Origin of the sequence: Streptomyces sp. NPDC057137 (assembly GCF_042670825.1) — a bacterium.
Taxonomy (GTDB): Bacteria; Actinomycetota; Actinomycetes; order Streptomycetales; family Streptomycetaceae; genus Streptomyces.
Genome location: NZ_JBHUUW010000008.1, coordinates 122,121 through 144,979, shown reverse-complemented (window position 1 = coordinate 144,979; position 22,859 = coordinate 122,121). Strand labels below are relative to the sequence as shown.

Here is a 22,859-nt window from a genome sequence, read left to right as displayed (position 1 = left end):
CACCCGCCACGGCCCACCGCCGCCTCCCCGCCCTCCCCCCCGCCCCACCCCCCCCCGCCGCACAAGGGGGGGGGGGGGCCCCCCCCCCCCCCCCCCGCCGACGCCACCCCCGCCGTACTGCCCTGCTCCCGGCGGAAGTTGTAGCAAAGCCGTGTCACGCGGCCTGGATCTCCAGCCGGGCGCTGAACTCCCGTACGGCGGGCTCCGTGCCGTACGGCTCCAACCGCTGCTGGAGATCGTCCAGATACTCCGCCCCCCTGCTGGAGCGCAGCGAGCCGAGCAGCTCCGCCGCCCGCGTGCCCGTACGGCACGCCTCTTCCACCTCGCGCTGCTGGAGCTGCGACGTGGCCAGCAGGACCAGGCCGATCGCCCGCCGTCTCGCCCGGGTCTCCGGGTGGGCCGCCAGCGAGTCGGACGCGTGGCGCGCGGCCGCCTCGGGCTGCCCCAGGTCGCGGTAGCAGTGCGCCAACTCGTCGGACAGATAGCCGTGGTCGAAGTGCGCGATCCACACCGGGTCGTCGTCGGTCTCCGGATCCGCGTGCTCCAGCGCGGTGAGCGCCCGGCCCGCGACGGCGTGGCACTCGCTCGCGTCGCCCAGCAGCGCGTGCCCGCGCGCCTCGGCGGCCAGGAACATGGCCTGCGCCCTCGGGGTGACGTGCCCGCGCGCGCCTTCCTGGGCGGCCCGCGCCAACTGGGCGATCTCGCGCGGATTCCCGAGCTGGGCCGCGAGATGGCTCATGGAGGCGGCCAGCACATAGCCGCCGTATCCCCGGTCCCCCGCGGCCTGCGCGAGCCGCAGCGCCTGGATGTAGTACCGCTGGGCGAGTCCGGGCTGGCCGGTGTCCACCGCCATGTACCCGGCCAGCTCGGTGAGTCGGGCGACGGCGGCGAAGAGTCTGCGGCCGACCGCTTCCCTGTACGACCCCGAGAGCAGGCCCGACACCACGCTGTTCAGATAGTGCACGACGACCGGCCGGACATGGCCGCTGCCGAAGCGGTGGTCCAGATCCACCAGCGCGGCCGTCATGGCGGCGACCGCCGCGACGTCCGAATCCCCCACGCGCGCACCGGTGTTGCGCGCCACCGACGCGTCCGCGCCTGTGATCAGCCAGTCCCTGCTCGGCTCGACGAGCGCCGACGACGCCACCGCCGATCCGGACAGGAAGTCACGCCGGCCCACATCGCTGCGCCACAACTCGCAGACCTGCTCGATCGCGCCGATGACCGTCGGCGAGAACTGGAGGCCGATGCCCGAGGCCAGATTCTTGCCGTTGGCCATCCCCAGCTCGTCGATGGTGACCGTACGCCCCAGCTTGCGGCCCAGCGCCTCGGCGATGATCCCCGGGGCCCGGCCGCGCGGTTGCTGTCCGCGCAGCCAACGCGCCACGGATGTCTTGTCGTAACGGAGGTCGAGACCGCGCTCGGTCCCGACCATGTTGACCCGGCGGGCGAGGCCGGCGTTGGAACAGCCGGCCTCCTGGATGAGTGTCTGCAGCCGTTCGTTCGGCTGACGGGCGACGAGAGGCCTGGCTGCCAATTGGATAACCCCCTGTGCCGCAGTGATCGATGGAGTGATCACTGCCCGGCGGAAACGCAGTAAATGCGTGCGATGGTCGAAATCAGCAATCTTCGGTAACTTTCGGGAAACGCCGTCCGCTTGGCATCGAGGTGTGTGACTCGCCTCACGCTCCCTGTTGGTGGCAACCCCCGGTCACCGGTTGTGGTTACCCATCCACGCGCCGCAACTTCGTACGCGCCCCCGCCCATGCATCCGTGCGCCCCATGTGCAGGACCGATGCTCCTTCGCAACGGTCCGTGACGCCCGTAACCCGAGGTGCGGGCGGGAGTTGTGTTCTTCGTGGACAAGACCATCGGAGTGACGGGCGTCACGGACGCCGCGCAGATCCCCAAGCAGCGGGGCGACCTGCTGCTGGACAGCGCCGTGCGGTACGCGGAGGAGCGGCACTGGGACGTGTTCCCCGGCACCTGGCTGGAGGCGGTGGACGGCAAGGAGCGCTGCTCGTGCGACCGCGCCGACTGCCCGGCCCCCGGAGCGCATCCCACCCGGCCGGACTGGGCGTCGCAGGCGACGGGCAGCGGGGTCGCCGCCCGCAGGCTGTGGTCGAAGCAGCCCCGCGCGTCGATCCTGCTGCCGACGGGGCGCACGTTCGACGCCCTGGACGTGCCGGAGTCGGCGGGGTTCCTGGCGCTCGCGCGCATGGAGCGGATGCAGATGACGCTCGGCCCCGTCACCTGCACCCCCGACCGCCGGATGATCTTCTTCGTCCTGCCGGGCGGCTCACTGAAGGTGGACGGCCTCGTAAGGAAGTTGGGCTGGTCGGCGTCGGCGATCGATCTGGTGGTGCGTGGCGAGGCGCACTACGTGGCGGCCCCGCCCACGCGTGTCGGCGGCTTCGGCGCCGTGCAGTGGGCCCGGCGGCCGACTCCGGCCAACCGCTGGCTGCCGGACGTCGAGGAGCTGATCAACCCACTGGCGTACGCGTGCGGGCGTGACGCGGCGGCGGCGCGGGCACAGCGACCCTGAGGACCCTGCGGACCGCGGTCTTATGGTGGGTCCTCTCGACACCTCGAAAAGGATCACCGAAGGGCAGTGCGGCATGCCGGATCACGTACCGGAGCGAGCGGCGGAGCAGAAGGAACGGGCGGAGCACGAGACGGTCCCCGATACGGCGGGCGGGGCGGGCGGGACGGGCGGGGCGGGCGGGGCGGGCGGGACGCGTACGGCTGCGGCGCCGCCCGCCGTACGCGTGGAGGGGCTGTGGAAGCGCTTCGGCGACCAGGTCGCCGTCGCCGGGATCGATCTCGACCTCCCCGCGGGCCAGTTCGTGGGTCTCGTCGGCCCCAACGGCGCGGGCAAGACCACCACGCTCTCCATGGTGACCGGCCTGCTGCGGCCGGACATGGGCCGCGTCCGGGTCGCCGGGCACGACGTCTGGGGCGACCCGGTCGCGGTCAAGGCCAGGATCGGCGTACTGCCCGAGGGGCTGCGCCTCTTCGAGCGGCTGTCCGGACGCGAACTCCTCGGATACACCGGCCGGCTGCGGGGGCTGCCCGGCGCCGAGGTCGACAAGCGCGCCACGCAGCTCCTCGACGTACTGGACCTGGCGGGCGCGCAGCACAAGCTCGTCGTGGACTACTCGACCGGTATGCGGAAGAAGATCGGCCTGGCGGCGGCGCTGCTGCACAACCCCGAAGTCCTCTTCCTGGACGAGCCGTTCGAGGGCGTCGACCCGGTGTCGGCGCAGACGATCCGGGGCGTTCTGGAGCGCTACACCGAGTCCGGCGCGACCGTCGTCTTCTCCAGCCATGTGATGGAGCTGGTCGAGTCGCTGTGCGACTGGGTCGCGGTGATGGCCGCGGGCCGTATCCGCGCGCAGGGGACACTCGCGGAGGTACGGGGCGACGCGCCGTCGCTCCAGAGCGCGTTCCTCGAACTGGTCGGCGCGCAGGGCCGCGACACCGGTGAGTCCCTGGACTGGCTGGGCGGCGCCCGATGAGCGGGGCGGTCGGCAGCGCGGGCCTCTCCGAAACCCCGACGGGCAGGGCGGGCCTCTCCGGCCCCGCCGGTCCCGCCGGTCCCGTCGGCTCGGGCACGACGCCCGTCGTCACCCTCGGCACCCGCGCCCTCGCGCCCGTCTTCGTACGGCTGAAGCTGTCGCTGCTGCGCAACGGACTGCGGCAGTCGTCGGGCCGTACCGTCGCGTACGTCGTCTCCGTCGTCCTCGCCCTGCTGATCGCGGCCGGCCAGCTCCTGGGCCTGATCCTGCTGCGCGGGAACGACGGCGCGGGCACCCTCGTCGTCGTACTGACCGCGCTCGTGGCGCTCGGCTGGGCCATGCTGCCGCTGTTCTTCCCCAGCGGCGACGAGACACTCGACCCGAGCCGGCTCGTGATGCTGCCGCTGCGGCCCCAGGCGCTGATCGGCGCGCTGCTCGCCGCGTCCGTGGTCGGTATCGGGCCGCTGTTCACGCTCTGTCTGGTGCTGGGCTCCGCGATCGCCGTCGCGCACGGGGCGGCGGCCGTCGTGGTGTCGGTGGTCGTCGTACCGCTGGCCCTGCTGGTGTGCGTGGCGCTGTCGCGCGCCGTCGCCGCCGCGAACATCCGGCTGCTGACCTCGCGCAAGGGCCGGGACCTGGCCGTGCTGAGCGGTCTGGTGATCGCCGTCGGCATCCAGTTCATCAACTTCGGTATCCAGCGGCTCAACGAGGCGGGCGGGCTCTCGGCGCTCGACCCGGTGGCGGACGTCGTACGGTGGCTGCCGCCCGCGTCGGCGATCGGCGCGGTGGACTCGGTGAGCGACGGCGCGTACGGGTCGGCCGCCGGGCAACTGCTGCTGTCGCTGGCCGCGTTGGCCGGGCTGCTGTACTGGTGGCAGCAGTCGCTCGTGAAGCTGATGACCGCCCCGGACGGCTCGACGATCGCCGCCGCCGAACCGGCCCGCAAGGAGTCGACGTCCGGGCTGGGCCGGCTGCTGCCCGAGGGGCGTACGGGCACGGTGATGCAGCGCAGCCTGCGGTACGTGTGGCGCGACCCGAAAACCAAGGCGGCGTGGATCACCTCGCTGGCGATCGGGCTGATCGTGCCGCTGGTGAACGCCCTTCAGGGCAGCGGCTCGATCTATCTCGCGTGCTTCGCGGCGGGGATGCTCGGCATCCAGATGTACAACCAGTTCGGGCAGGACACCTCCGCGTTCTGGATGGTGGCCCTGACGATCTCGTCCACGCGTGACGCGTATCTGGAGCTGCGGGCGCGGGCCTTCGCCCTGCTGGTGATCACGCTGCCGTACTCGGCGCTGGTGACGATCCTGACGGCCGCGCTGCTGGGCGACTGGCGGGCGCTGCCGGAAGCGCTCGGGCTGTCGTTCGCGCTGCTCGGCGCGATGATGGCGACGGGCGCGGTGGCCTCGGCCCGCTTCCCGTACTCGATCCCGCAGGACAGCGCGTACAAGAACGTCGCTCCAGGCCAGGCCGGGCTCGCCTGGATCTCCATCCTCGGCGGCATGCTCGGCGGCGCCCTGCTGTGCGCGCCGGTGATCGGCCTGACGATCGGGCTGCACGTGTCGGGCGGCGACGGCTGGACGTGGCTCCTGCTGCCGGTGGGCACGGCGTACGGCGCGCTGATCGCGTGGGCGGGCGTCCGGGTGGCGGCGCCGCAGACGGCGTCGAGGCTGCCGGAGATCCTGACGGCGGTGAGCAAGGGCTGAGGCCGGGCCGCCGGGCGGTCAGTTGAGCGAGGGCCGAGGCCGCGCCGCCGGGCGGTCAGTTGAGCGAGAGCCGAGGCCGCGCCGCCGGGCGGTCAGTTGAGCGAGAGCCGAGGCCGCGCCGCCGGGCGGTCAGTTGAGCGAGAGCCGAGGCCGCGCCGCCGGGCGGTCAGTTGAGCATGCGCAGCACGAGGCGGGTCACTGCCGTGAACCCCCGCGCGATCCACCCGAACACGCCCAGTTCCGCCGCCAGTTCGCCGGCGTCGGTCGCGGTCTCGGCCCGGTCGTCGGCCCCGCTACGGCACCGCTGACACCTCCGTGGCCACCGGCGCCGCTGCCCCCCGCACTTCCTGCACGTCCTCATGAGCGCCATTCTCACATCGCCCTTCCCGCGTCCCCCTCCTCCGGAAGTCCATGTACCGGCGCCGGCTCGCGGGGCCGCCGGGCGGTCCTGCGCGGGGAGTTGCCGCCGATCGCGAACGGTAGGGACAGCGTCATCGGCAGCCGGCGTCCCACGCGCCGGGCGGGACTTCGCGGGCACGACTCGGGTCGTGCCCGCGAAGTCGCGCCGTCCGCGCGAGGGGCGGGGCCCCGGCATCGCGACGCGGAGGGTCGGCCCGTACCGCGCCCACTCCGGTGACTCCGGCAACGGGGGCACCTCCCCCCGCCCGAAGGGCTACGGGTGGACAGGTGCCGTTCGGCGGGGCTTTCCGGACGCGGCCTGAGGGGTGTCTTGTCGATCAGGCCGGATCGGGGAGCGCCCGCCGCGGCAGCGGCTGGTGTCACGTCGGTGCGTGCGATCGCAAGGCGGATGAGGGAGGCATGGCGGAGCCATGCCTCCCCGACTCCACCGACAACACACGGGGCACCTCCCGTGCCCCCTCGGGGGCACCGGAGAGAGGCGCGGTGCCAGGGACCGCGAGCCCGGCAGGATCGGCAAGCCCCCCCAGCCCCCCCCCAGGCCCGCCCCCGCCCCCTCACGCCGCGTGCAGCGCCAGCGTCGGAGAGAGGCGGGCGGCGCGGACCGCCGGGTAGAGGCCCGCGATCGTGCCGATCGCCAGCGTCGCGGCGAAGCCGCCCGCCATCGCCCACGGCGGTACCACCCACGGCAGCCCGCCGGACCGGGCGTAGACGCCCGTCGCCGCCGCGCCCAGTGCCACGCCGGCCAGCCCGCCCAGGCCGGACAGCATCAGCGACTCCGTGACGAACTGGATCCGGATCTGGCCCCGGGTGGCGCCGAGTGAGCGGCGGAGGCCGATCTCGTAGCGCCGTTCCAGCACTGAGATGATCATGGTGTTGGCGACCCCGACCCCGCCGACGAGCAGCGCGATGCCGCCGAGCCCGAGCAGCAGGCTGCTGAACGCCCCCTCGGTCGCCGCCTTCGCCCGGAGCGCCGACGACGGGTCGGTGACCTTGACGTTCTGCGGGTTCTGGGGGTCGACGGTCGCGGCCATGACCTTGCGTACGGCCGAGACGGACGCGTCCGTCGAGCGCTCGTACACCGACGTCGGGTGGCCGTCGAAGTCCAGCAGCCGCTTGGCGCCCTCCCAGCCGATCAGCGCGGACCGCTCGATCTCCGGGGCCAGACGCAGTGGGGCGAGGATGCCGACGACCGTGAAGTACCGGTCACCGATCCATACCTGCCGGCCGGGCTCCGTGATGCCGAGGCGCCGGGCGGAGACGTTGCCGAGGACGACCGACGGGTAGCGGCCGGTCGCGTTGTTGAGCCAGCTGCCGCCGGCGACCTCGCCGCGCAGTACCTTCAGCAGGTCCTCGGTGGTGGCCTTGACCGCGATTCCGGCGGTGTCGCCCTCGTCGATCTTCTCGTTGCGGCGTACGGAGGCGTCCAGGTCGCCGGTCGCGCCGACGTCCTGTACGCCGTCGATCCGGCCGACCATCCCGACCGACTCCTCGGGCAGCTTCACGTCCTCGCCCGCGAACATCGACTCACCGGGCGAGGCCACCAGCAGATTGGTGCCCAACTTGTCCAGTTCGCGCAGTAGTTGGGCCTGGCTGGAGGCGGAGATGCCGACCACCGCGACCATGGTGGCGATGCCGATCGCGATGCCCAGCGCGGACAGCACGACCCGCATCGGGCGGCTGCGCAGCCCTGCGGAGCCGACGTGCAGTACGTCCCGAGGACCGAGCCTGGCCGCCGTCAGTCGCCGAGCAGGGGTGGGCGCCGGCGCCGTCACAGTCCCGCCCCCGAACCCGAACCCGAACCGGCACCGGCACCGGCACCCGAACCCGCACCCACGCCGTTGCGGACGTCCGCCACCACCTCGCCGTCCCGCATACGCACCTCCCGCGGCAGCCGCCCCGCGATCTCCGTGTCGTGCGTGATGACCGCGATGGTGGCCCCCTCCAGGTTGAGATCGCGCAGCAGTTCCATGACCGCCGCGCCGGACGCCGAGTCCAGCGCCCCGGTGGGTTCGTCGGCCAGCAGCAGGGCCGGCTCGCCGACCACCGCCCGCGCGATGGCGACCCGTTGCTTCTGTCCGCCGGAGAGTTCGTGCGGCCGGTGGTCGAGGCGGTCGGCGAGCCCGACCCGCTCCAGCGCGGCGGCGGCCCGGCGGCGGCGTACGGAGCGCGGCAGGCCGGAGTAGAGCAGGCCCTCCGCGACGTTGTCCCGGGCGCTGACGCCCGGCACCAGGTGGAACGCCTGGAAGACGAAGCCGACGTGCTGCGCGCGCAGGGCGGAGAGCCGGCGGTCGGTGAGCGCCGCCACGTCGTGCCCCGCGATGTGCACCGAACCGGCGGTCGGCCGGTCCAGCGTGCCGATGATGTGCAGCAGGGTGGACTTGCCGGAGCCGGACGGGCCGACGATGCCGAGGAGTTCGCCCTCCTCGACCGTGAGGTCCACCCCGCGCAGGGCGGTCACCCCGCCCGGATACTCCTTGGTGACCCCGGTGAGGCCGACGACCGTACTCACAGCGACGGCACCCCGACCTTCATGCCCTCGCGGAGCCCGCCGCCCGAGACCTCGACCCGGCCTTCGGCGAACATGCCCAGCTCCACCTTCACATCGCGCGCGGTCCCCTTCTCCACGACCTGGAGACCGAAGCCACCGCCGGGCAGGGCGAGCAGCGCGTTCACCGGGACGGTGAGGACGTTCTTACGTGTCTCGCCGGTCAGATCGACGGTGACCGGGGACTGGTCGAAGCCGCCGACCTGGTCCGGTTTGTCGAAGGAGACGGTCAGCGTGACCTTGGGCTCGGTGTCCTGCGGGTCGTCGCCGGGCTTCGCCGTCCTGCCGACCGACGAGACGGTGCCGGGCGCACTCGTACCGTCCGGCAGGTCGACCGTGACCTTCGTCCCCGCCTTGGCAAGCCCGCTCTCCGCCACGGGCAGGGCGAACGTCACGACGCGCTCGGAACCGGTGGTCGTGAGGACCGGCGCGCCGGGCTGGGCCAGGTCGCCGACGGGCGTCCCGATGCTGTTGATCCGTACCTCGCCCGGTGCGAACACGATGTCCCCCGGCCCCAACGTGCCTGTCTGTTCGCGGTCGTGGGTCTTCTGCCAGCGCTTGACGGCGGCGGCGGTGAGTTCGGTGTACTCGTCGTCGGGGGTGAAGCCGGTGTAGCCGAGGACGGCGAGGTTACGTTCCAACTGCTCGACGTCCCGGCCCCGGTCACCCGCCTTCACCGTCCGGTACATCGGCCCCGAGCCGTACATCAGCCGCACCGCCTGCCCGTCGATCTCGTACAGCCGCTCGTCGCGCCCGACGGTCGAGCCGGTTCCCGGCGTCCAGGTCATGGTCCCGGCCGCGCCCGCGTTGACCTTGCGCTGTCTGTCGAAGCCGAGCTTCCCGTCGGCCCGGGCGCTGTCGCGCAGGTCGCCGCGGACCACGGCGGCGGTGTCGGGCGGGAGTCCGGTGTTCTGGCGGGCGTCCGCCCGGTCGGAGCCGCCGAGTTGGGTGAGGGCGAGTGAGCCGGCGGCGACGGCGAGCACCGCCGCTCCGGCGGCCAGGACCCGGCCGCGCTTCATCGGCCGGCGCTTTCGCAGGCCTTGTTCGCCTTCTCGAACTTCTTCATGTCCTTGGTTTCCAGCGCGGGCATCCCCGCCATCCCCGCCGTGTCGAACTTCGGGTCGGGCATGTCCATGCCGTTCTCCCGCATACACCGGGCGTAGGCGACCATCTTGTCCTTCTCGGCCTGGGTCATTTCCTCTTCACCGCCGCCGACGGCCTTGTCCTTGCACGCCTTGAACGCCTTCTCCACCTCCCCGCCCTTGCCGCCGAGTTCGATGGTGGTGCCGACCTCGCCCGGCTTCGGCTCGGGGATGTCCACACCGTGCTCCCGCAGGCACTTGCGATGCTCCAGCTCCTGGTCGGCCTGCGTCTTCACCTCGTCCGTGCCGGAACCAGCGTCCTTGGCACCGCCGCCCGAGTCGCCGGAGCAGGCGGCGAGCCCCAGGGCGAGCGAGGCGAAGAGAGCGGCTGCGGCGGCAGCGCTCCGGCTCGCGATGAACTGGTTCATGAAAGTCATGACGGACTCCTCGTCCACGGGCCGACAGCCCGGAAAAAGACCGGATACGGACCGAATACAGACCGGATACAGACCGGATTACGAACGGTCCGAGCGTGCGCGGAGCCCCGGTTTCGTTTCTCTCAAGCCGAACGCTTACACCGGCGAAACATCGCTCTCGGATATAGAGATCCCATGCGAGTGCTGGTGGTGGAGGACGAGGAATTCCTGGCCGAGATGGTCGCCGAGGGGCTGCGGCGCGACGCGATCGCCGTCGACGTGGCACTCGACGGCCACGCCGCCCTGGACCGGCTCCGGTTCGGCGCGTACGACGTGATGGTGCTCGACCGCGACCTGCCGGGCCTGCACGGCGACGAGGTGTGCCGGCAGGTGGTCCGCTCCCGGCTGCTCACCCGCGTACTGATGCTCACGGCGTCCGGCACCGTACGGGACCGGGTGGCCGGTCTCGGACTCGGCGCCGACGACTATCTGACCAAGCCGTTCGCGTACGACGAACTCCTCGCCCGGGTCCTGGCGCTCGGCCGGCGGGCCAGACCCGCACTGCCGCCGGTGCTGGAGCGGGCCGGGCTGACGCTGGACACCGCGCGCCGCCAGGTCTGCCGCGACGGCCGCTATCTGTCCCTGTCCCGCAAGGAGTTCGCCGTGCTGGAGACCCTGCTGCGCGCCGAGGGCGCGGTCGTCAGCGGTGACGACCTCATCGAGGAGGTGTGGGAGGAGGACACCAGCTACCGCACCAACGCGGTCCGGGTCACGCTCTCCAAGCTACGCGCCAAGCTGGGCACTCCGGCGGTGATCGAGACCGTCCCCGGGGCGGGCTACCGCATCAGCGACGGCGTTCGCGAAACCGGCGGTCCGGAGGGCGAGGCCCGGTGAAGAGCGAGCGGGCCCGGCTGACCAGGCTGTACGGCGGACTGCTGGTGCTGGCGGGCGTCCTGCTGATGGGGCTGGTCTATCTGCTGGTCAGCGAGACCCTGTACGCCAATCTGATGTCGGCGGTGGTCCCGACCGTCCCCGCCTCGGAACTGAACATCGACCCCGTCCCCGCCTACCGGGCGGACGGACTGACGGCGGGCACCCTCGCCGAAACCCAGCAGTACACGGTGGCGCAGAAGGTCACCACCGCGGCCGGGGACGCCGCTCTCAATCAGCTGCTCACGGTCTCCGGGATCTCCCTCGCCGCGTACTCGGCGCTGTCCGTCGCCCTCGCCTGGTGGATGGCCGGCCGGGTGCTGCGGCCGGTCGGTGTGATCACGGCCCGCGCCCGGCGGCTCTCCGGCAGCAATCTGCACGAACGCCTCGCGCTGGACGCGCCGCCCGGCGAACTCAAGGAGCTGGCCGACACGTTCGACGGGATGCTGGACCGGATCGAGGAACTGGTCGCCTCCAGACAGCGGTTCGCCGCCAACGCCGCCCACGAGCTGCGCACGCCGCTCGCCGTGCAGCGCGCGGCGGCCGAGATCGGGCTCGCCGACGACCCGACACCGGAAAAGGTGGCCCGGATCCGCGCCAAGCTCATCGACACGGCCGTCGGCAGCGAGCAGTTGATCGAGGGGCTGCTGCTGCTCGCGGTCTCCGACGAGGGGCTGCGCCGCAGGGAGCGGGTGGCGCTGGACGAGACCGGCGCGGCGGTGATCGACGCGCTGGCGGCCGACGCGAAGGCCCGGTCGATCACGGTGGAGTTGACGGCGCGGCCGGTGACGGTCGAGGGCGACGCCGTCCTGCTCGACCACCTCGTCCACAACCTGGTCTCCAACGCCCTGCGCCACAACCACCCCGGCGGCACGGTCCGGGTCGATGTGGGACCGGACGGGCCGGGGGTCGTCCTGAAGGTCGTCAATACGGGGCCGGTGGTGGCGCCGGAGACCGTACCGCTGCTGTTCGAGCCGTTCCGCCGCGCCCAGGCCCGGCAGCACGCGCCGGGCGAGGGCGCGGGTCTGGGGCTGTCCATCGTGGCATCGATCGCACGGGCGCACGGCGGCGAGGCCGGCGCGAAGGCGAACCCCGGGGGCGGTCTGACGGCCCGGGTCATGCTGCCGAGGTGCCCCTGGACCCGGCCCCGGCCCCGGTCCCTAAACTCGCCGGCATGACTATCCCCCTCAGCGACCCCGCCCGGAAGGTCCTCGACGGCCGCAACTTCGCCGTCCTGTGCACGATCAACCCGGACGGCAGCCCGCAGTCCTCGGTGGTGTGGGTCGGGACCGACGGGGACGACCTGGTCGTCTCCTCGGAGGCGGGCCGGCGCAAGGTGACGAACGCCGCCGCCGAACCGCGCGTCAGTCTCAGCGTGTTCGACCTGGCCGACCCGCAGCGGTACGTGGAGGTACGCGGCACGGCCACCGTCTCCGAGGACATCGGCAGGCGGACGGCCGTCGCGCTCGCGGAGAAGTACGTGGGCCCCGGCGCCGGGGACGAGTATCTGCGGCTGCCGCCCGAGGTCGTGCGCGTCACGATCCGCATCACCCCGGAACGGCTGACGGGCAACTCGGCCGCCTGATCCGGAGGATCGGGCAGCCGGTCCGTCTCCGACCGCCGGACGCGGTGCGACGGGAGCCCGTCCGGCGATTGGCGATTGAGGACAAGCGCGTCCCACGCGCGACGCGGCCCGGTCCCGGTCGACGTCCCCGGCTACGGGGTCAACGCGCCGTCCAGGAACGGCTCTATCGCCGCGCGCCAGGCGTCCGGCTGCGCGTAGTGCACGAGATGGCCGGCGTCGTCCACCTCCGCGTACTGCCCGCGCGGCAGGACCCGCACCATCTCCTGCGCCTCCGCGCGGCCCAACTCGCCGTCCAGGCCCCGCACGACCAGCGTGGGGCACTGGACCTGCGCCAGCTCCTCCCAGTGCGCGTCGTGCACCCAGGTCGCGCGGGACGTGAGCATCTGGCGGCGGGAGAAGACCGGCCACCAGCCGTCGGCGCGCTCGGTCATGACCTCGGCGAAGAACTCGCCCCGGCCCGGATTCGGCCGCTCCAGCCACGGGTCGTCCTCGGCGAACCACTTCCGTACGTCGGCGAGCGAGGCGAACGGCACGGGCCAGGTGCCGAACCAGTCGTCCCACTCGCGCTGCGACGCCGCTCCCAGAGCGGACGCCCGCATGTCGCAGATGATCAGCGCTCCGACCAGGTCGGGGCGCTTCGCCGCGAGCTGCCAGGCGGTGAGCGCGCCCATGGCGTGGCCGACGAGGGTGACGGGCGCGAGGCGGAGCTGCTCGATCGCCGCCTCGGCGTCCGCCACGTACGCCTCGCGGGTGTACGGCGCTTCGGGCGGCTTGTCGCTACGGCCGTGGCCCCGCTGGTCGAGCGCGACCGCCCGATGGCGCCCGGCCAGCCAGCGCGCGGTGGGCTCCCAGTGCGAGGCGCGGCCCATCAGGCCGTGGAGCAGCAGCACGCCGGGGGTGCGCCCGGCGTCGGTCCGCTCCTCGGGCTGATCCGTGAACTCCCAGGCCGCAAGCCGCAGCCCGTCGAATCCGGTCACATCGATGCGCTGCACCATGTGTCCTGGCACCCCCTTCGGTCCTGAGTGGTCGAGTCCGATGGCACCGGCCCGATTCCGTGCCGTTCGGTCGTGCGGTCCCCGTGTGTTCCTCGTGCGACACCCTCAGGCTATCGAACTCCCATTCGAAAACTTGCTTCCCGCGCGCAACACCGCTCGTTCGAGTGACCGTGGTCAAGGGTTGGCCGAAGCGCCTGAGGGGAGATCTTCTGCGGGAGGCGGATCACTCGGGGATGAGGGTCCGTGGGGACCGACCCTGGGAGCTCGGGGCTCCGGGTCGGAACAGGGGAGGACAGGCCCCGGCGCCGCACAGCGCCGGGGCCCTTACCGTGCGAGGCGGGCGGCGAGACGTGCGGCAAGGCGTGCGGAACATCGGCCGAGGCAGGCGCCCCGGACACCGCGGACACCACCCCGGACACCACAGACACCGTGGGCATCACAGGCACAGCGACAAGCATCAGGCGCACAGCCCCGCTCCCTCCTCGGCCGCGGGACGAGGTCCGCGACCGCTGCCCTCAGGTCATATGCCCCCGAGCCAGCCTGGCACGCGAATCGCCCGGGCGCTGCCATTCCGCCGGGAATTCGTATTCTCCGTCGTCGAAGGAATACTCTCCGCAGCCGCCGACGGCCATGCCTGAGCGGCGCGACAGTCCGGATCGGGCCGACTCCCCGGGTCCCGGAACCGGTGTCCGGGACCCCGGAGGGACGTCAGTACAAGAAGGTCGGCGCGAGGTCAGCGCCTGGTCGGCGCCTGGTCAGCGCTTGGCGACGAAGACGTGCGAGGCGACCTCCGAGTCCAGCTCCGCGGCCTCACCGCTGCTGCCCACGAGCACCCCGCCGACCGGCGACTCCGTCACGCTCACCACGGAGCCGGGCTGCACGCCCGCCCGTCGCAGCGTGTACATCAGCTGGGCGTCGGTCTGGATCGGCTCGCCGATCCGCCGCACCACGACGGTCTTGCCCTCGGTGCCCGGGTCCAGGTCGGCCAGGCTGACCATGCTCCCGTCGAGGAACGGGTCCGCGATGCTCGTCTCGCCCAGCTCCTCCAGGCCCGGGATCGGATTCCCGTACGGCGACTCCGTCGGGTGCCGCAGCAGCTCCAGCACCCGTCGCTCCACCGCCTCGCTCATCACGTGCTCCCAGCGGCAGGCCTCCGCGTGCACCTGCTCCCACTCCAGGCCGATGACGTCGACGAGCAGACACTCGGCGAGGCGGTGCTTGCGCATCACGCGCGTCGCCAGTCTGCGTCCCTCCTCCGTCAGCTCCAGATGCCGGTCGCCCGCGACCTGCACGAGGCCGTCCCGCTCCATGCGGGCCACGGTCTGGCTGACCGTGGGCCCGCTCTGATCCAGCCGCTCCGCGATCCGGGCGCGCATGGGGACCACACCTTCCTCTTCGAGTTCGAGGATGGTGCGGAGATACATCTCCGTGGTGTCAATCAGTCCGGACATACGTGCCCCTCGATGCTGTGACATGAAAACAACCGTGCGCTGGCCCCTGCTCAATTCTGACGCATCGCACTGACAACCGTGCCGTGCGGGAAGCCGCCGAAGACGAAGCCGTATTGACACGGTAAAGGTCCAGACCGCAACGTGATCCGCGGCACAGGCATTCCCGCCCCTGTTCCCTCCCTGTTCCGCCCCCGTTTCGCCCTCTTTTCCGCCCTCTTCTCCGCCCCCTACGGAAGGGTCTCTCGATGAGCGAGAGCACACTGGCCGGTCAGTTCTTCGGCGCCGCGATCGGTCTGCTGGAGCGCGTACGCGACGAGGAGGCCGCGAACATCGAAGCGGCCGGGAAGGCGATCGCCGAGGCCGTGGCCTCCGGCGGCCGTGTCTTCGCCTTCGGCGCCGGCCACTCCTCGCTCGCCGCGCAGGACGTCGTCTACCGGGCGGGCGGTCTCGCCCTCATGAACCTTCTCAACGTGCCGGGCGTGATGGGCGTCGACGTCATGCCCGCGACGCTCGGCTCCGCGCTGGAGCGGGTCGACGGCCTCGCGAGCGCCGTACTGGACTCCAGCCCGGCGAAGTCCGGCGACGTCCTGGTGATCATCTCGCTCTCCGGGCGCAACGCGCTCCCCGTGGAGATGGCGCTGAACGCGCGGGCGCTGGGCCTGAAGGTGATCGGGGTGACGTCGGTGGCGTACGCGACGGAGACGAAGTCCCGCCATGTGTCCGGGACTTACCTCAAGGACCACTGCGACATCGTCCTCGACAGCAAGATCGCGGTGGGCGACGCGGAGCTGTCGGCGGACGGCATCGAGGCACCGTTCGCGCCCGCGTCGACCGTCGTGACGAGCGCGCTGATGCAGGCGATGGTGGCGACGGCGGCGGGCGGCCTGGTCGAGCGCGGCGTCGAACCGCCGATGCTGCGGTCGGGGAACGTCGACGGCGGGCACGAGTGGAACGGGCGCCTGATGACGGAGTACGGGGACCGGATCTTCTACCGGCACTGACCCGGCGCGGAGCCGACGCGGAGCCGGTACCGGCTGCACCCCCTAGGGGGTGTCTTGTCGATCAGGCCGGATCAGGGAGCGGGGTCTGGTGCGTGCGATCGCAAGGCGGAGGAGGGAGGCATGGCGGAGCCATGCCGACCGACGACAACGCGGCGAGCGTGCGTGCCAGGGACCGCGAGCCCGGCAAGATCGGCAAGACACCCCCCTAGGGCGTGTCCGGCCTCGGCTCCGACTGAAGCAGGTCCAGCGAGGCCGCCATCCGGGCCGTCACGTCCTCCGCGTACACCGCGTCCGGGCGTTCGAACGACGGACGGCTGGCGCCTCGCAGGAAAGTGACCACGCCCAGGGTCCTGCCCCGGCTCCGCAGCACCGTGCAGAGCGCGTGCACGGAGTCGGGCGGCCACTGGCGGGAGACCGACCAGGTCGGGGTGGTCGAGGCGCCCGAAGGGGCGCTCGCGCGCACCGAGCCCGTGCGGGCCACCGCCTGGAGGGCCGGGTGCCCCTCCCGGTACCGCACGGGTATCCCGCCGGCCGTCACCGGCAGGCAGGGCCCGACGGAACCGCCGGGCGTCGCCGCCACCCGTACGAGCCGGGTCGGCGGGTCACCGGATCCCGTATCGCTCTGGGACGGACCACCGTGCGCGGGGGCGCTGTGCACCAGATCGATCAGCGCGTGGTCGGCGAAGCCCACGAGCGCGAAGTCCAGGCAGACCGTCGCCGCCTCCATCGGGCTCTCGCACTCGCCCGCGGCCCGCCCCGCGCGGTGCAGCTGGCTGGAGCGGAAGCGCAGCTTGTCCGCCTCCTGCGCCGCGAGCTTCGCCTCCGTGACGTCCTGGAACAGCCAGCCGACACCGAGCGGAACCGGTTCCTCCGCGAGCGGGGACGCCAGCCGGAGGAAGCCGCTGCGCCAGCAGCGCCGCCGCTGGCCCCCGTCCGCCGTGCGCAGCGTCACCCACAGCTCGGCGAGCGCCCGCGGCGCGCCCTCCGCCAGTACGTGCTGGAGGGCGCCCTCCAGCTCCTCCACGCCCTGTACGACGGTCTCGCCCAGGGGCCGCCCGAGCAGAGCCGTACGGCCCGAGCCGAGCGCACGCGCGGCGTGCCCGTTCACGACGGTCGGCCGCAGATCCACATCGACCAGGACCACGCCCCACACCGCGTCGTCGAACAGCGCCTCGCTGAGCGCGATGGACCGCTCCAGATCGATCTGCGCGTGCACCTCGCTGAACGCGCAGTACACCCCGGCGGGCCCGCCGTCCGCGCCGCGCACCCCGGCGGACTGGGTCCGTACGAGCACCCGGCTGCCGTCCTTGCGCAGCAGCGCGAACTCGTGCACCAGCCGTCCCGGCACGCCCATCGCCGACATCAGCCGCCCGTGCACCTCGTCGGCGTCGGCGCTGCGCACGGCCCAGCCGGCGAATCCGCGCCGGCCGACGGCCTCGTCGGCGGACCAGCCGAGTATCCGCTCGGCCTCGCGGTTCCAGTGCGTGATGACGCCGTCGGCGTCGAACGCGCAGAGAGCCGCGTCCATCCCGTCGAGCAGCGCGGCAAGCAGATCGGCTCCGGGACCGCCCGCCGGGCCGCCCTCGGGGCCCGCCGCCCCGGCCGCACCGGATTCCGGTCCGTCGGATTCCGGCCCGTCGGGGCCGGGCGGGCGAGTGGTCTCACTACGGGAAGCACTCATCCTTGGCACCCCCTGCCGGCTGCTCGGTCACACCTACGAACATTCAACTCGAACGTGACCCAGCACACACCTTGTTCCCGGAAATCGTTGCGCGGAGGAAATCCAAATAATCACTTGTGGGCCGCGGAACGGGTTCCTAGGGTGGTGAGCACACTAGAAGGGAGGTGGTTCGGAAGTGATTTCAATCCGGACAAGTGAGGTGACTGCGGGCTGACGCCCGTCGTCGCACACGTGCGGTGCCGGTGAACCACCGGCCCAATCCAAGCAGTCACCCGACCCGCGTGCTCGCCGGTAAGTCCGGCCGGCTCCTCCCCGGAGGAACCTGAGCACGCGGGTCGTCTGCGTGGTGATCGTTTACGGGCGTTGTGATCGTTTACGGGCAGAGCCTCTCCACCCGCCAGCCCGCGGCCTCCTTCACGTACCGCAGCCGGTCGTGCAGCCGGTTCTCGTGCCCCTGCCAGAACTCGACCGTCTCCGGGACGACCCGGATCCCGCCCCAGTGCGGCGGCACCGGCACCGGTTCGTCGTCCGGGTAGCGGGCGGCCAGCTCCTCGTACCGCCCGAGCAGTTCCGCCCGCGAGCCGACCGTCGCGGACTGGTCGCTCGCCCAGGCGCCGAGCTGGGAGCCGTGCGGGCGGGTGCGGAAGTACGCAGCCGTCTCCGCACGGCCGACGCGGGACGCCGTACCGGTGACGACGACCTGGAGGCCCAGCGCGTGCCAGGGGAAGAGGAGCCCGACGTACGGGTTCGCCTCGATCTCGCGCCCCTTGCGGGATCCGTAGTTGGTGAAGAAGACGAAGCCCCGCTCGTCGTACCCCTTGAGCAGCACGGTGCGTGACGACGGGCGGCCCTCGGGGGTCGCGGTGGAGACCACCATCGCGTTCGGCTCGTGCAGACCGCCGGCCACCGCGTCCTTGAACCAGCTCGCGAACTGGTCCATGGGCGTGGCGGCGAGATCGGTCTCCAGGAACGCGGCCGCGCGGTACTGCGCGCGCATGACGGACGGATCGGGGTTCTCAGGAGGCGGAGTGTGAGGCACGCGACCATCCTCGCGCACATGCCGGGGCCGCGGCATGGTTGATTCGATGTCCGGGCTGGGCAGGACGGTGAGTAACGGATGACCGGTCCGGACCGCGAGTCGTACGAGAACGACCGTGGATCCGGGCCGGCGCCGACAACTTCTGACATCGGACCACGGGCCGTAGGCCGTCAGCCGTCGTCCGGTTCAGCCGTACGCTTCCGCGTCCGTCACACCAGAGGAGCCGCCTGATGTCCGATTTCGTACCCGGACTCGAAGGAGTCGTCGCTTTCGAGACGGAGATCGCCGAACCGGACAAGGAGGGCGGCGCCCTCCGCTACCGGGGCGTCGACATCGAGGATCTCGTCGGCCGCGTGTCCTACGGGAACGTGTGGGGCCTGCTCGTCGACGGCGCGTTCAATCCCGGGCTGCCGGCCGCCGAGCCCTTCCCCATCCCCGTCCACTCCGGCGACATCCGTGTCGACGTGCAGTCGGCGCTCGCCATGCTCGCCCCTGTCTGGGGCCTCAAACCGCTCCTCGACACCGACGAGGCGACGGCGCGCGACGAGCTGGCGCGGGCCGCCGTCATGGCCCTGTCGTACGTGGCGCAGTCGGCGCGCGGCCAGGGCGTGCCGATGGTGCCGCAGAGCGAGATCGACAAGGCGGACTCCGTCGTCGAGCGCTTCATGATCCGCTGGCGCGGTGAGCCCGACCCGCGGCATGTGAAGGCGGTCGACGCGTACTGGACGTCGGCGGCCGAGCACGGCATGAACGCGTCGACGTTCACGGCCCGGGTCATCGCCTCGACCGGCGCGGACGTCGCCGCGGCCCTCTCCGGGGCCGTCGGCGCCATGTCCGGGCCGCTGCACGGCGGCGCCCCGTCGCGCGTCCTCGGCATGATCGAGGAGATCGAGCGGATGGGCGACGCGACGGCGTATGTGAAGCAGACGCTCGACAAGGGCGAGCGCCTGATGGGCTTCGGCCACCGCGTGTACCGGGCGGAGGACCCGCGTGCCCGCGTGCTGCGGCGTACGGCGAAGGAGCTGGACGCGCCGCGTTACGAGGTCGCCGAGGCGCTGGAGAAGGCGGCGCTGGAGGAGCTGCACGCGCGCCGTCCGGACCGGGTGCTGGCGACGAACGTGGAGTTCTGGGCGGCGATCATGCTGGACTTCGCCGAGGTGCCCGCGAACATGTTCACGTCGATGTTCACGTGCGCGCGTACGGCGGGCTGGTCGGCGCACATCCTGGAGCAGAAGCGGACGGGCCGGCTGGTGCGGCCGTCGGCGCGGTATGTGGGGCCGGGGACGCGGGATCCGCGCGAGATCGAGGGGTACGACGACATCGCGTCCTGACCGTCGTCCGAACAGTACTGACGGATTCGCCGGACGGGCTCAACTCGGGCCCGTCCGGCCCTCGTTCTCGTACGCGTCCGTCACGCAGTCCACGTAGCAGCGGTTGCGCTCGAACCGCTCGCGCAGCGCGCCCGCCGCCGATTCACGGGAGACGGCTCCGTGCCCGAAGTGCTCGGCGGCCACGGTCAGTACGTCGTCCACCCGGATGATCGCCGGTTCGTCGGCCGCCGCCGCGTGGCGGGCCGACGCTATCGCCATGTCGGCGGACCGGCGCAGATCGCGGGGCAGCCGCCGGTACTTGACGTCCTGCGCGCGCACCCGCAGATACGGCTTGCGCACCTGCCCCTTCCAGATCATCCCGGCCGCCATCAGCGCGAACCCGACCGCGACGACCACGACCACACCCTCCACCGCCACCACCGCCCTCGTCAGCCCAGCACCGTGTCCAGGATCCTCGCCCACTGCGCCACCACCCTGTTGCGCCGCTGGGTGTCGTCCGTCAGCAGCGTGGCCAGGCCGAGGCCGCGCGCCATGTCCAACAGGCCCTGGACCGTCTCGCGTACGCCGGGCACCGACTCGTCCGCGCCCAGAAGTTCGACGGTCATCCGGTGCGCCTCGCGGCCGACGCGGGCTTCGAGTTCGGTGACGCGGGGCCGTAGCTGCTCCTCGTCGGACGCGGCGACCCACAGATGGAGCGCGGCCCGGAACAGCGGCCCGGTGTAGAGCGCGACGACCGCCTCGACCACTTCGCGGCGGCGGGCGGGCCCGGTGGGGGCGAGTTCACGCAGGGCGGAGGAGCGTTCCTCGGCGACGTACTCGACGGCCGCCGTGAACAGGTCCTCGCGGGTGGGGAAGTGGTGCTGCGCGGCGCCACGCGACACCCCGGCGCGTTCGGCGACGACGGCGACCGTGGAGCCCGCCCAGCCGTGTTCGGCGAGACAGGCGACGGCGGCCTCCAGGAGACGCCGGCGGGTGGCACGGCTGCGGTCCTGCTTGGGCGCGGCTAGCGCACCCATGCCGCGTCCCGCCGTTCGAGGAACGCGGACATGCCTTCGCGGGCCTCGGCCGTGGCGAAGAGGGACGCCGAGCGCTGTACGAGATCCTCCGCGTACTGGTCGAAGGTCTCCAACACCCCTGCGCTGAGCAGCTTCTTGGACTCGGCCAGGCCCTGCGGTGAGCCCCGGCGCAGCGCGTCGAGCAGCGGCGCGAGCGCGGTGTCCACGTCGTCGGCGGCCTCGGTGACGAGCCCGTCGGTCACGGCCTCGGCCGCGCCGAAGGTCTCACCGGTGAGGTAGTGACGGGCGGCGGCGCGCGGCGCCATCCGGGGCAGGAGTGGCATCGAGATGACGGCGGGCGCGACCCCGATCCGTACCTCGGTGAAGGCGAAGTCCGAGTCGCTGGACGCGATCACGATGTCGCAGGCCCCGAGCAGCCCCAGGCCCCCGGCCCGGACATGGCCGGTGACCCGGGCCACGACGGGCTTCGGGTGCTCCACGATCTGCCGCAGGAGCGCGACGAAGGTGTACGGATTCGGCGGCTCCTTCAGGTCGGCGCCCGCGCAGAAGGTGGAGCCGGTGTGGCTGAGGACGACGGCCCGTACGGACGGATCCTTGGCGCACCCGGTGAGCGCGTCGGCCAACTCCCCGACGAGCCGCGCCGACAGGGCGTTGCGCTTGGCCGGCACGTCCATGGTCAAGGTGGTGATGCCGCGCTCGTGCGCGGTCGCGACGAGCGTCACGTGGTCTCCGTCTTCCCGTCTTCCTTGCGCGGTCCGGTGTGCTGCGCGAGGGTACAGAGAGTGGCAGCGTGCGCCGAATCAATCAAGCGAGCATGCATGGTTCCGGTGGTCGGTCCCGTTGTGCGGCCTGCTCGGCTCAGTCGCAGAAGGCTTCGTCCAGGAGCGCGTGGACGGCGTCGGCCGGGTCGGCGGGCCGGTCGGACGTGAGCCCGACCGTGGCCTGTCGGCGCCCGTCCTCCGTGGAGTACGACCACGCCTGGTACGCCAGGGCGTCACCGTCGTTGCCGTACACACGGACCCCGCAGGTGGTGTCGTACCAGTCCAGCCCGAGCCCGTACGTCGCACCCTCGGCGCCGGGCTTCTTCATCTCCGCCAGCAGGTGGTCGGGGACCAGACTCCCGTCGAGCAGCGCGGCGACGAAGCGGTTGAGGTCGCGGGTCGTGGAGATCATCTCGCCGGCCGCGCCGAACACGGACGGATTCATCTCCGTGTAGTCCGTGGGGTGCGCCGTGCCGCCGGGCTCGACGGGCAGATAGGCGCGGGGACGCGGCTGGGGAACGCGCGGGGACGTCCCCGGCACGGACGTCCCGCGCAACCGCAGCGGCTCGATGACCCGTTGCTCGATCTCCTCGGCGTACGAGCGGCCGGTCGCCTTCTCGACGATCCGGCCGAGGAGGAGGTAGCCGGTGTTGGAGTACGAGTAGCGCGACCCCGGCGGGTCGACGGACGGCGGGTTGGCCACCGCGCGCCGCACCAGCTCGTCGGGGGTCCAGGTCCGCCACCGGTTCGCCACGAACTCCTGGCCCGGCGGCATCGGCAGCGTGCTGACGTAGTCGTACACCCCGCTGGTGTGGTTCAGCAGTTGCCGCACGGTCATGCCTTCGCCGCCCGGTACGACTCCGGGCAGCCACGACTCGACGGTGTCGTCCAGCCCCAACTCGCCCTCGTCCACGAGCTGCAGAACGACGGTGGCGACGAACGTCTTGCTGATGCTGCCGACCCGGAAGTGGCCTCGGGCGGGCACGGCACGCTCCGTCCCCAGCTCGGCGACCCCGCCGGTGCCGCGCCACACGCCGCGTTCGTCACGCACCTCCGCCAGGGCCCCGACGGCGCCGACGTCCACGACGTGGTCCAGCCGCTCCTGCAACTTGCCGCGATCCGCGCCGTGTTGGGCAGGCGCGGCGGAGGCGGCGGTGCCCGCCACGATCACCGCGACGGCGGCTGCCGCGCTCACCAACGTCCGTTGCGCATGCTTCATCCCGGCCCCCGTGATCGTTTCCTACGGCGCGGTCCACGCCGTACGACGAGCCTGCCGGAGGTGCGGGGCGGCCACGAGGGGGCGCGTTGCCGTATCCGGCCGGGGGTTATCCCCACCCCCGGCCGCCAATGCGCCCCTGCACGGGCCGGGCGCCGTTCCCTAC

General features: G+C 72.3%; 21 protein-coding genes. 8 read left to right on the top strand and 13 right to left on the bottom strand.

Annotation, left to right across the window (positions count from 1 at the left end; translation table 11 throughout):
- Positions 1 to 154: 154 nt before the first annotated feature.
- Positions 155 to 1,537, bottom strand: a complete 1,383-nt coding sequence (locus ACFT9I_RS09895; RefSeq protein ID WP_382562539.1) for a transcriptional regulator — start codon at positions 1,535 to 1,537, stop codon at positions 155 to 157.
- A gap of 321 nt (positions 1,538 to 1,858) precedes the next feature.
- Here ACFT9I_RS09895 and ACFT9I_RS09890 point away from each other — a divergent pair, with 321 nt between their 5' ends.
- The 3 genes from ACFT9I_RS09890 (at position 1,859) to ACFT9I_RS09880 (ending at position 5,224) form a co-directional block, all read left to right on the top strand.
- On the top strand, positions 1,859 to 2,545 hold the full coding sequence (locus tag ACFT9I_RS09890) for a bifunctional DNA primase/polymerase (protein ID WP_382562537.1): 687 nt from the start codon (positions 1,859 to 1,861) through the stop codon (positions 2,543 to 2,545).
- Between the two features lie 73 nt (positions 2,546 to 2,618).
- Positions 2,619 to 3,518, top strand: coding sequence for an ABC transporter ATP-binding protein (locus ACFT9I_RS09885; RefSeq protein ID WP_382562535.1), 900 nt, complete (start codon positions 2,619 to 2,621; stop codon positions 3,516 to 3,518).
- Entirely contained in the window at positions 3,515 to 5,224 is a 1,710-nt protein-coding gene (locus ACFT9I_RS09880) for a transporter (RefSeq protein ID WP_382562533.1), read from the top strand. Before ACFT9I_RS09885 ends, ACFT9I_RS09880 begins: the two co-directional genes overlap by 4 nt.
- A 974-nt stretch (positions 5,225 to 6,198) precedes the next feature.
- Here ACFT9I_RS09880 and ACFT9I_RS09875 read toward each other — a convergent pair.
- Genes ACFT9I_RS09875 through ACFT9I_RS09860 form a run of 4 tightly spaced genes read right to left on the bottom strand, consistent with a single transcriptional unit; the run spans position 6,199 to position 9,708 of the window.
- Positions 6,199 to 7,416, bottom strand: a complete 1,218-nt coding sequence (locus ACFT9I_RS09875; RefSeq protein WP_382562531.1) for an ABC transporter permease — start codon at positions 7,414 to 7,416, stop codon at positions 6,199 to 6,201.
- On the bottom strand, positions 7,413 to 8,153 hold the full coding sequence (locus ACFT9I_RS09870; RefSeq protein ID WP_382562529.1) for an ABC transporter ATP-binding protein: 741 nt from the start codon (positions 8,151 to 8,153) through the stop codon (positions 7,413 to 7,415). Before ACFT9I_RS09870 ends, ACFT9I_RS09875 begins: the two co-directional genes overlap by 4 nt.
- Entirely contained in the window at positions 8,150 to 9,208 is a 1,059-nt protein-coding gene (locus tag ACFT9I_RS09865) for an efflux RND transporter periplasmic adaptor subunit (protein ID WP_382562527.1), read from the bottom strand. Before ACFT9I_RS09865 ends, ACFT9I_RS09870 begins: the two co-directional genes overlap by 4 nt.
- Positions 9,205 to 9,708 (bottom strand): hypothetical protein, encoded by a 504-nt coding sequence (locus ACFT9I_RS09860; protein ID WP_382562525.1) that lies wholly within the window; start codon positions 9,706 to 9,708, stop codon positions 9,205 to 9,207. The genes ACFT9I_RS09865 and ACFT9I_RS09860 overlap by 4 nt, the downstream gene beginning before the upstream one ends.
- Positions 9,709 to 9,882: 174 nt before the next feature.
- On the opposite strand from ACFT9I_RS09860, the gene ACFT9I_RS09855 reads away from it, so the two are divergent.
- Genes ACFT9I_RS09855 through ACFT9I_RS09845 form a run of 3 tightly spaced genes read left to right on the top strand, consistent with a single transcriptional unit; the run spans position 9,883 to position 12,202 of the window.
- The gene (locus ACFT9I_RS09855) at positions 9,883 to 10,581 is read left to right on the top strand and encodes a response regulator transcription factor (RefSeq protein WP_382562522.1); all 699 of its coding nucleotides are present in this window, start codon (positions 9,883 to 9,885) and stop codon (positions 10,579 to 10,581) included.
- Positions 10,578 to 11,795, top strand: coding sequence for a sensor histidine kinase (locus ACFT9I_RS09850; RefSeq protein ID WP_382562521.1), 1,218 nt, complete (start codon positions 10,578 to 10,580; stop codon positions 11,793 to 11,795). The genes ACFT9I_RS09855 and ACFT9I_RS09850 overlap by 4 nt, the downstream gene beginning before the upstream one ends.
- Positions 11,792 to 12,202: a PPOX class F420-dependent oxidoreductase gene (locus tag ACFT9I_RS09845; protein WP_382562519.1), complete on the top strand. Its 411-nt coding sequence runs from the start codon at positions 11,792 to 11,794 to the stop codon at positions 12,200 to 12,202. The genes ACFT9I_RS09850 and ACFT9I_RS09845 overlap by 4 nt, the downstream gene beginning before the upstream one ends.
- 131 nt (positions 12,203 to 12,333) lie before the next feature.
- Here the strand turns inward: ACFT9I_RS09845 and ACFT9I_RS09840 are convergent, their stop codons facing one another.
- Both ACFT9I_RS09840 and ACFT9I_RS09835 read right to left on the bottom strand, forming a co-directional pair.
- On the bottom strand, positions 12,334 to 13,197 hold the full coding sequence (locus tag ACFT9I_RS09840) for an alpha/beta fold hydrolase (RefSeq protein ID WP_382562517.1): 864 nt from the start codon (positions 13,195 to 13,197) through the stop codon (positions 12,334 to 12,336).
- Positions 13,198 to 13,952: 755 nt separating this feature from the next.
- Positions 13,953 to 14,648: a metal-dependent transcriptional regulator gene (locus tag ACFT9I_RS09835; protein WP_354608723.1), complete on the bottom strand. Its 696-nt coding sequence runs from the start codon at positions 14,646 to 14,648 to the stop codon at positions 13,953 to 13,955.
- 245 nt (positions 14,649 to 14,893) lie between these two features.
- Here ACFT9I_RS09835 and ACFT9I_RS09830 point away from each other — a divergent pair, with 245 nt between their 5' ends.
- Positions 14,894 to 15,649, top strand: a complete 756-nt coding sequence (locus tag ACFT9I_RS09830) for an SIS domain-containing protein (RefSeq protein ID WP_382562515.1) — start codon at positions 14,894 to 14,896, stop codon at positions 15,647 to 15,649.
- A gap of 205 nt (positions 15,650 to 15,854) precedes the next feature.
- On the opposite strand, the gene ACFT9I_RS09825 is transcribed toward ACFT9I_RS09830, so the two are convergent.
- On the bottom strand, positions 15,855 to 17,330 hold the full coding sequence (locus ACFT9I_RS09825; protein WP_382562513.1) for a PAS domain S-box protein: 1,476 nt from the start codon (positions 17,328 to 17,330) through the stop codon (positions 15,855 to 15,857).
- A 373-nt stretch (positions 17,331 to 17,703) separates the two neighbouring features.
- Positions 17,704 to 18,327, bottom strand: coding sequence for a pyridoxamine 5'-phosphate oxidase (pdxH, locus tag ACFT9I_RS09820; protein WP_382562636.1), 624 nt, complete (start codon positions 18,325 to 18,327; stop codon positions 17,704 to 17,706).
- A gap of 272 nt (positions 18,328 to 18,599) precedes the next feature.
- Here pdxH and ACFT9I_RS09815 point away from each other — a divergent pair, with 272 nt between their 5' ends.
- Positions 18,600 to 19,700, top strand: coding sequence for a citrate synthase 2 (locus ACFT9I_RS09815; RefSeq protein WP_382562511.1), 1,101 nt, complete (start codon positions 18,600 to 18,602; stop codon positions 19,698 to 19,700).
- A 39-nt stretch (positions 19,701 to 19,739) separates the two neighbouring features.
- On the opposite strand, the gene ACFT9I_RS09810 is transcribed toward ACFT9I_RS09815, so the two are convergent.
- The 4 genes from ACFT9I_RS09810 to ACFT9I_RS09795 form a co-directional block, all read right to left on the bottom strand.
- Entirely contained in the window at positions 19,740 to 20,162 is a 423-nt protein-coding gene (locus ACFT9I_RS09810; protein WP_382562509.1) for a hypothetical protein, read from the bottom strand.
- Complete coding sequence (locus tag ACFT9I_RS09805; RefSeq protein WP_382562507.1) at positions 20,129 to 20,716, bottom strand: TetR/AcrR family transcriptional regulator; 588 nt, start codon at positions 20,714 to 20,716, stop codon at positions 20,129 to 20,131. The genes ACFT9I_RS09810 and ACFT9I_RS09805 overlap by 34 nt, the downstream gene beginning before the upstream one ends.
- Entirely contained in the window at positions 20,704 to 21,390 is a 687-nt protein-coding gene (locus tag ACFT9I_RS09800; protein WP_382562634.1) for an enoyl-CoA hydratase family protein, read from the bottom strand. Before ACFT9I_RS09800 ends, ACFT9I_RS09805 begins: the two co-directional genes overlap by 13 nt.
- A 184-nt stretch (positions 21,391 to 21,574) precedes the next feature.
- Positions 21,575 to 22,696, bottom strand: a complete 1,122-nt coding sequence (locus tag ACFT9I_RS09795) for a serine hydrolase domain-containing protein (protein ID WP_382562505.1) — start codon at positions 22,694 to 22,696, stop codon at positions 21,575 to 21,577.
- Positions 22,697 to 22,859 lie beyond the last annotated feature (163 nt).

What these genes read in the sequence shown, in the direction of transcription:
- ACFT9I_RS09845 (WP_382562519.1), top strand. Translation starts at nt 11,792, where the DNA reads ATGACTATCCCCCTCAGCGACCCCGCCCGGAAGGTCCTCGACGGCCGC.
- ACFT9I_RS09885 (WP_382562535.1), top strand. Translation starts at nt 2,619, where the DNA reads ATGCCGGATCACGTACCGGAGCGAGCGGCGGAGCAGAAGGAACGGGCG.
- ACFT9I_RS09880 (WP_382562533.1), top strand. Translation starts at nt 3,515, where the DNA reads ATGAGCGGGGCGGTCGGCAGCGCGGGCCTCTCCGAAACCCCGACGGGC.
- ACFT9I_RS09825 (WP_382562513.1), bottom strand. Translation starts at nt 17,330, where the DNA reads ATGAGTGCTTCCCGTAGTGAGACCACTCGCCCGCCCGGCCCCGACGGG.
- pdxH (WP_382562636.1), bottom strand. Translation starts at nt 18,327, where the DNA reads ATGCGCGCGCAGTACCGCGCGGCCGCGTTCCTGGAGACCGATCTCGCC.
- ACFT9I_RS09860 (WP_382562525.1), bottom strand. Translation starts at nt 9,708, where the DNA reads ATGACTTTCATGAACCAGTTCATCGCGAGCCGGAGCGCTGCCGCCGCA.
- ACFT9I_RS09830 (WP_382562515.1), top strand. Translation starts at nt 14,894, where the DNA reads ATGAGCGAGAGCACACTGGCCGGTCAGTTCTTCGGCGCCGCGATCGGT.
- ACFT9I_RS09805 (WP_382562507.1), bottom strand. Translation starts at nt 20,716, where the DNA reads ATGGGTGCGCTAGCCGCGCCCAAGCAGGACCGCAGCCGTGCCACCCGC.
- ACFT9I_RS09835 (WP_354608723.1), bottom strand. Translation starts at nt 14,648, where the DNA reads ATGTCCGGACTGATTGACACCACGGAGATGTATCTCCGCACCATCCTC.
- ACFT9I_RS09815 (WP_382562511.1), top strand. Translation starts at nt 18,600, where the DNA reads ATGTCCGATTTCGTACCCGGACTCGAAGGAGTCGTCGCTTTCGAGACG.
- ACFT9I_RS09795 (WP_382562505.1), bottom strand. Translation starts at nt 22,696, where the DNA reads ATGAAGCATGCGCAACGGACGTTGGTGAGCGCGGCAGCCGCCGTCGCG.
- ACFT9I_RS09840 (WP_382562517.1), bottom strand. Translation starts at nt 13,197, where the DNA reads ATGGTGCAGCGCATCGATGTGACCGGATTCGACGGGCTGCGGCTTGCG.
- ACFT9I_RS09855 (WP_382562522.1), top strand. Translation starts at nt 9,883, where the DNA reads ATGCGAGTGCTGGTGGTGGAGGACGAGGAATTCCTGGCCGAGATGGTC.
- ACFT9I_RS09800 (WP_382562634.1), bottom strand. Translation starts at nt 21,390, where the DNA reads ATGGACGTGCCGGCCAAGCGCAACGCCCTGTCGGCGCGGCTCGTCGGG.
- ACFT9I_RS09865 (WP_382562527.1), bottom strand. Translation starts at nt 9,208, where the DNA reads ATGAAGCGCGGCCGGGTCCTGGCCGCCGGAGCGGCGGTGCTCGCCGTC.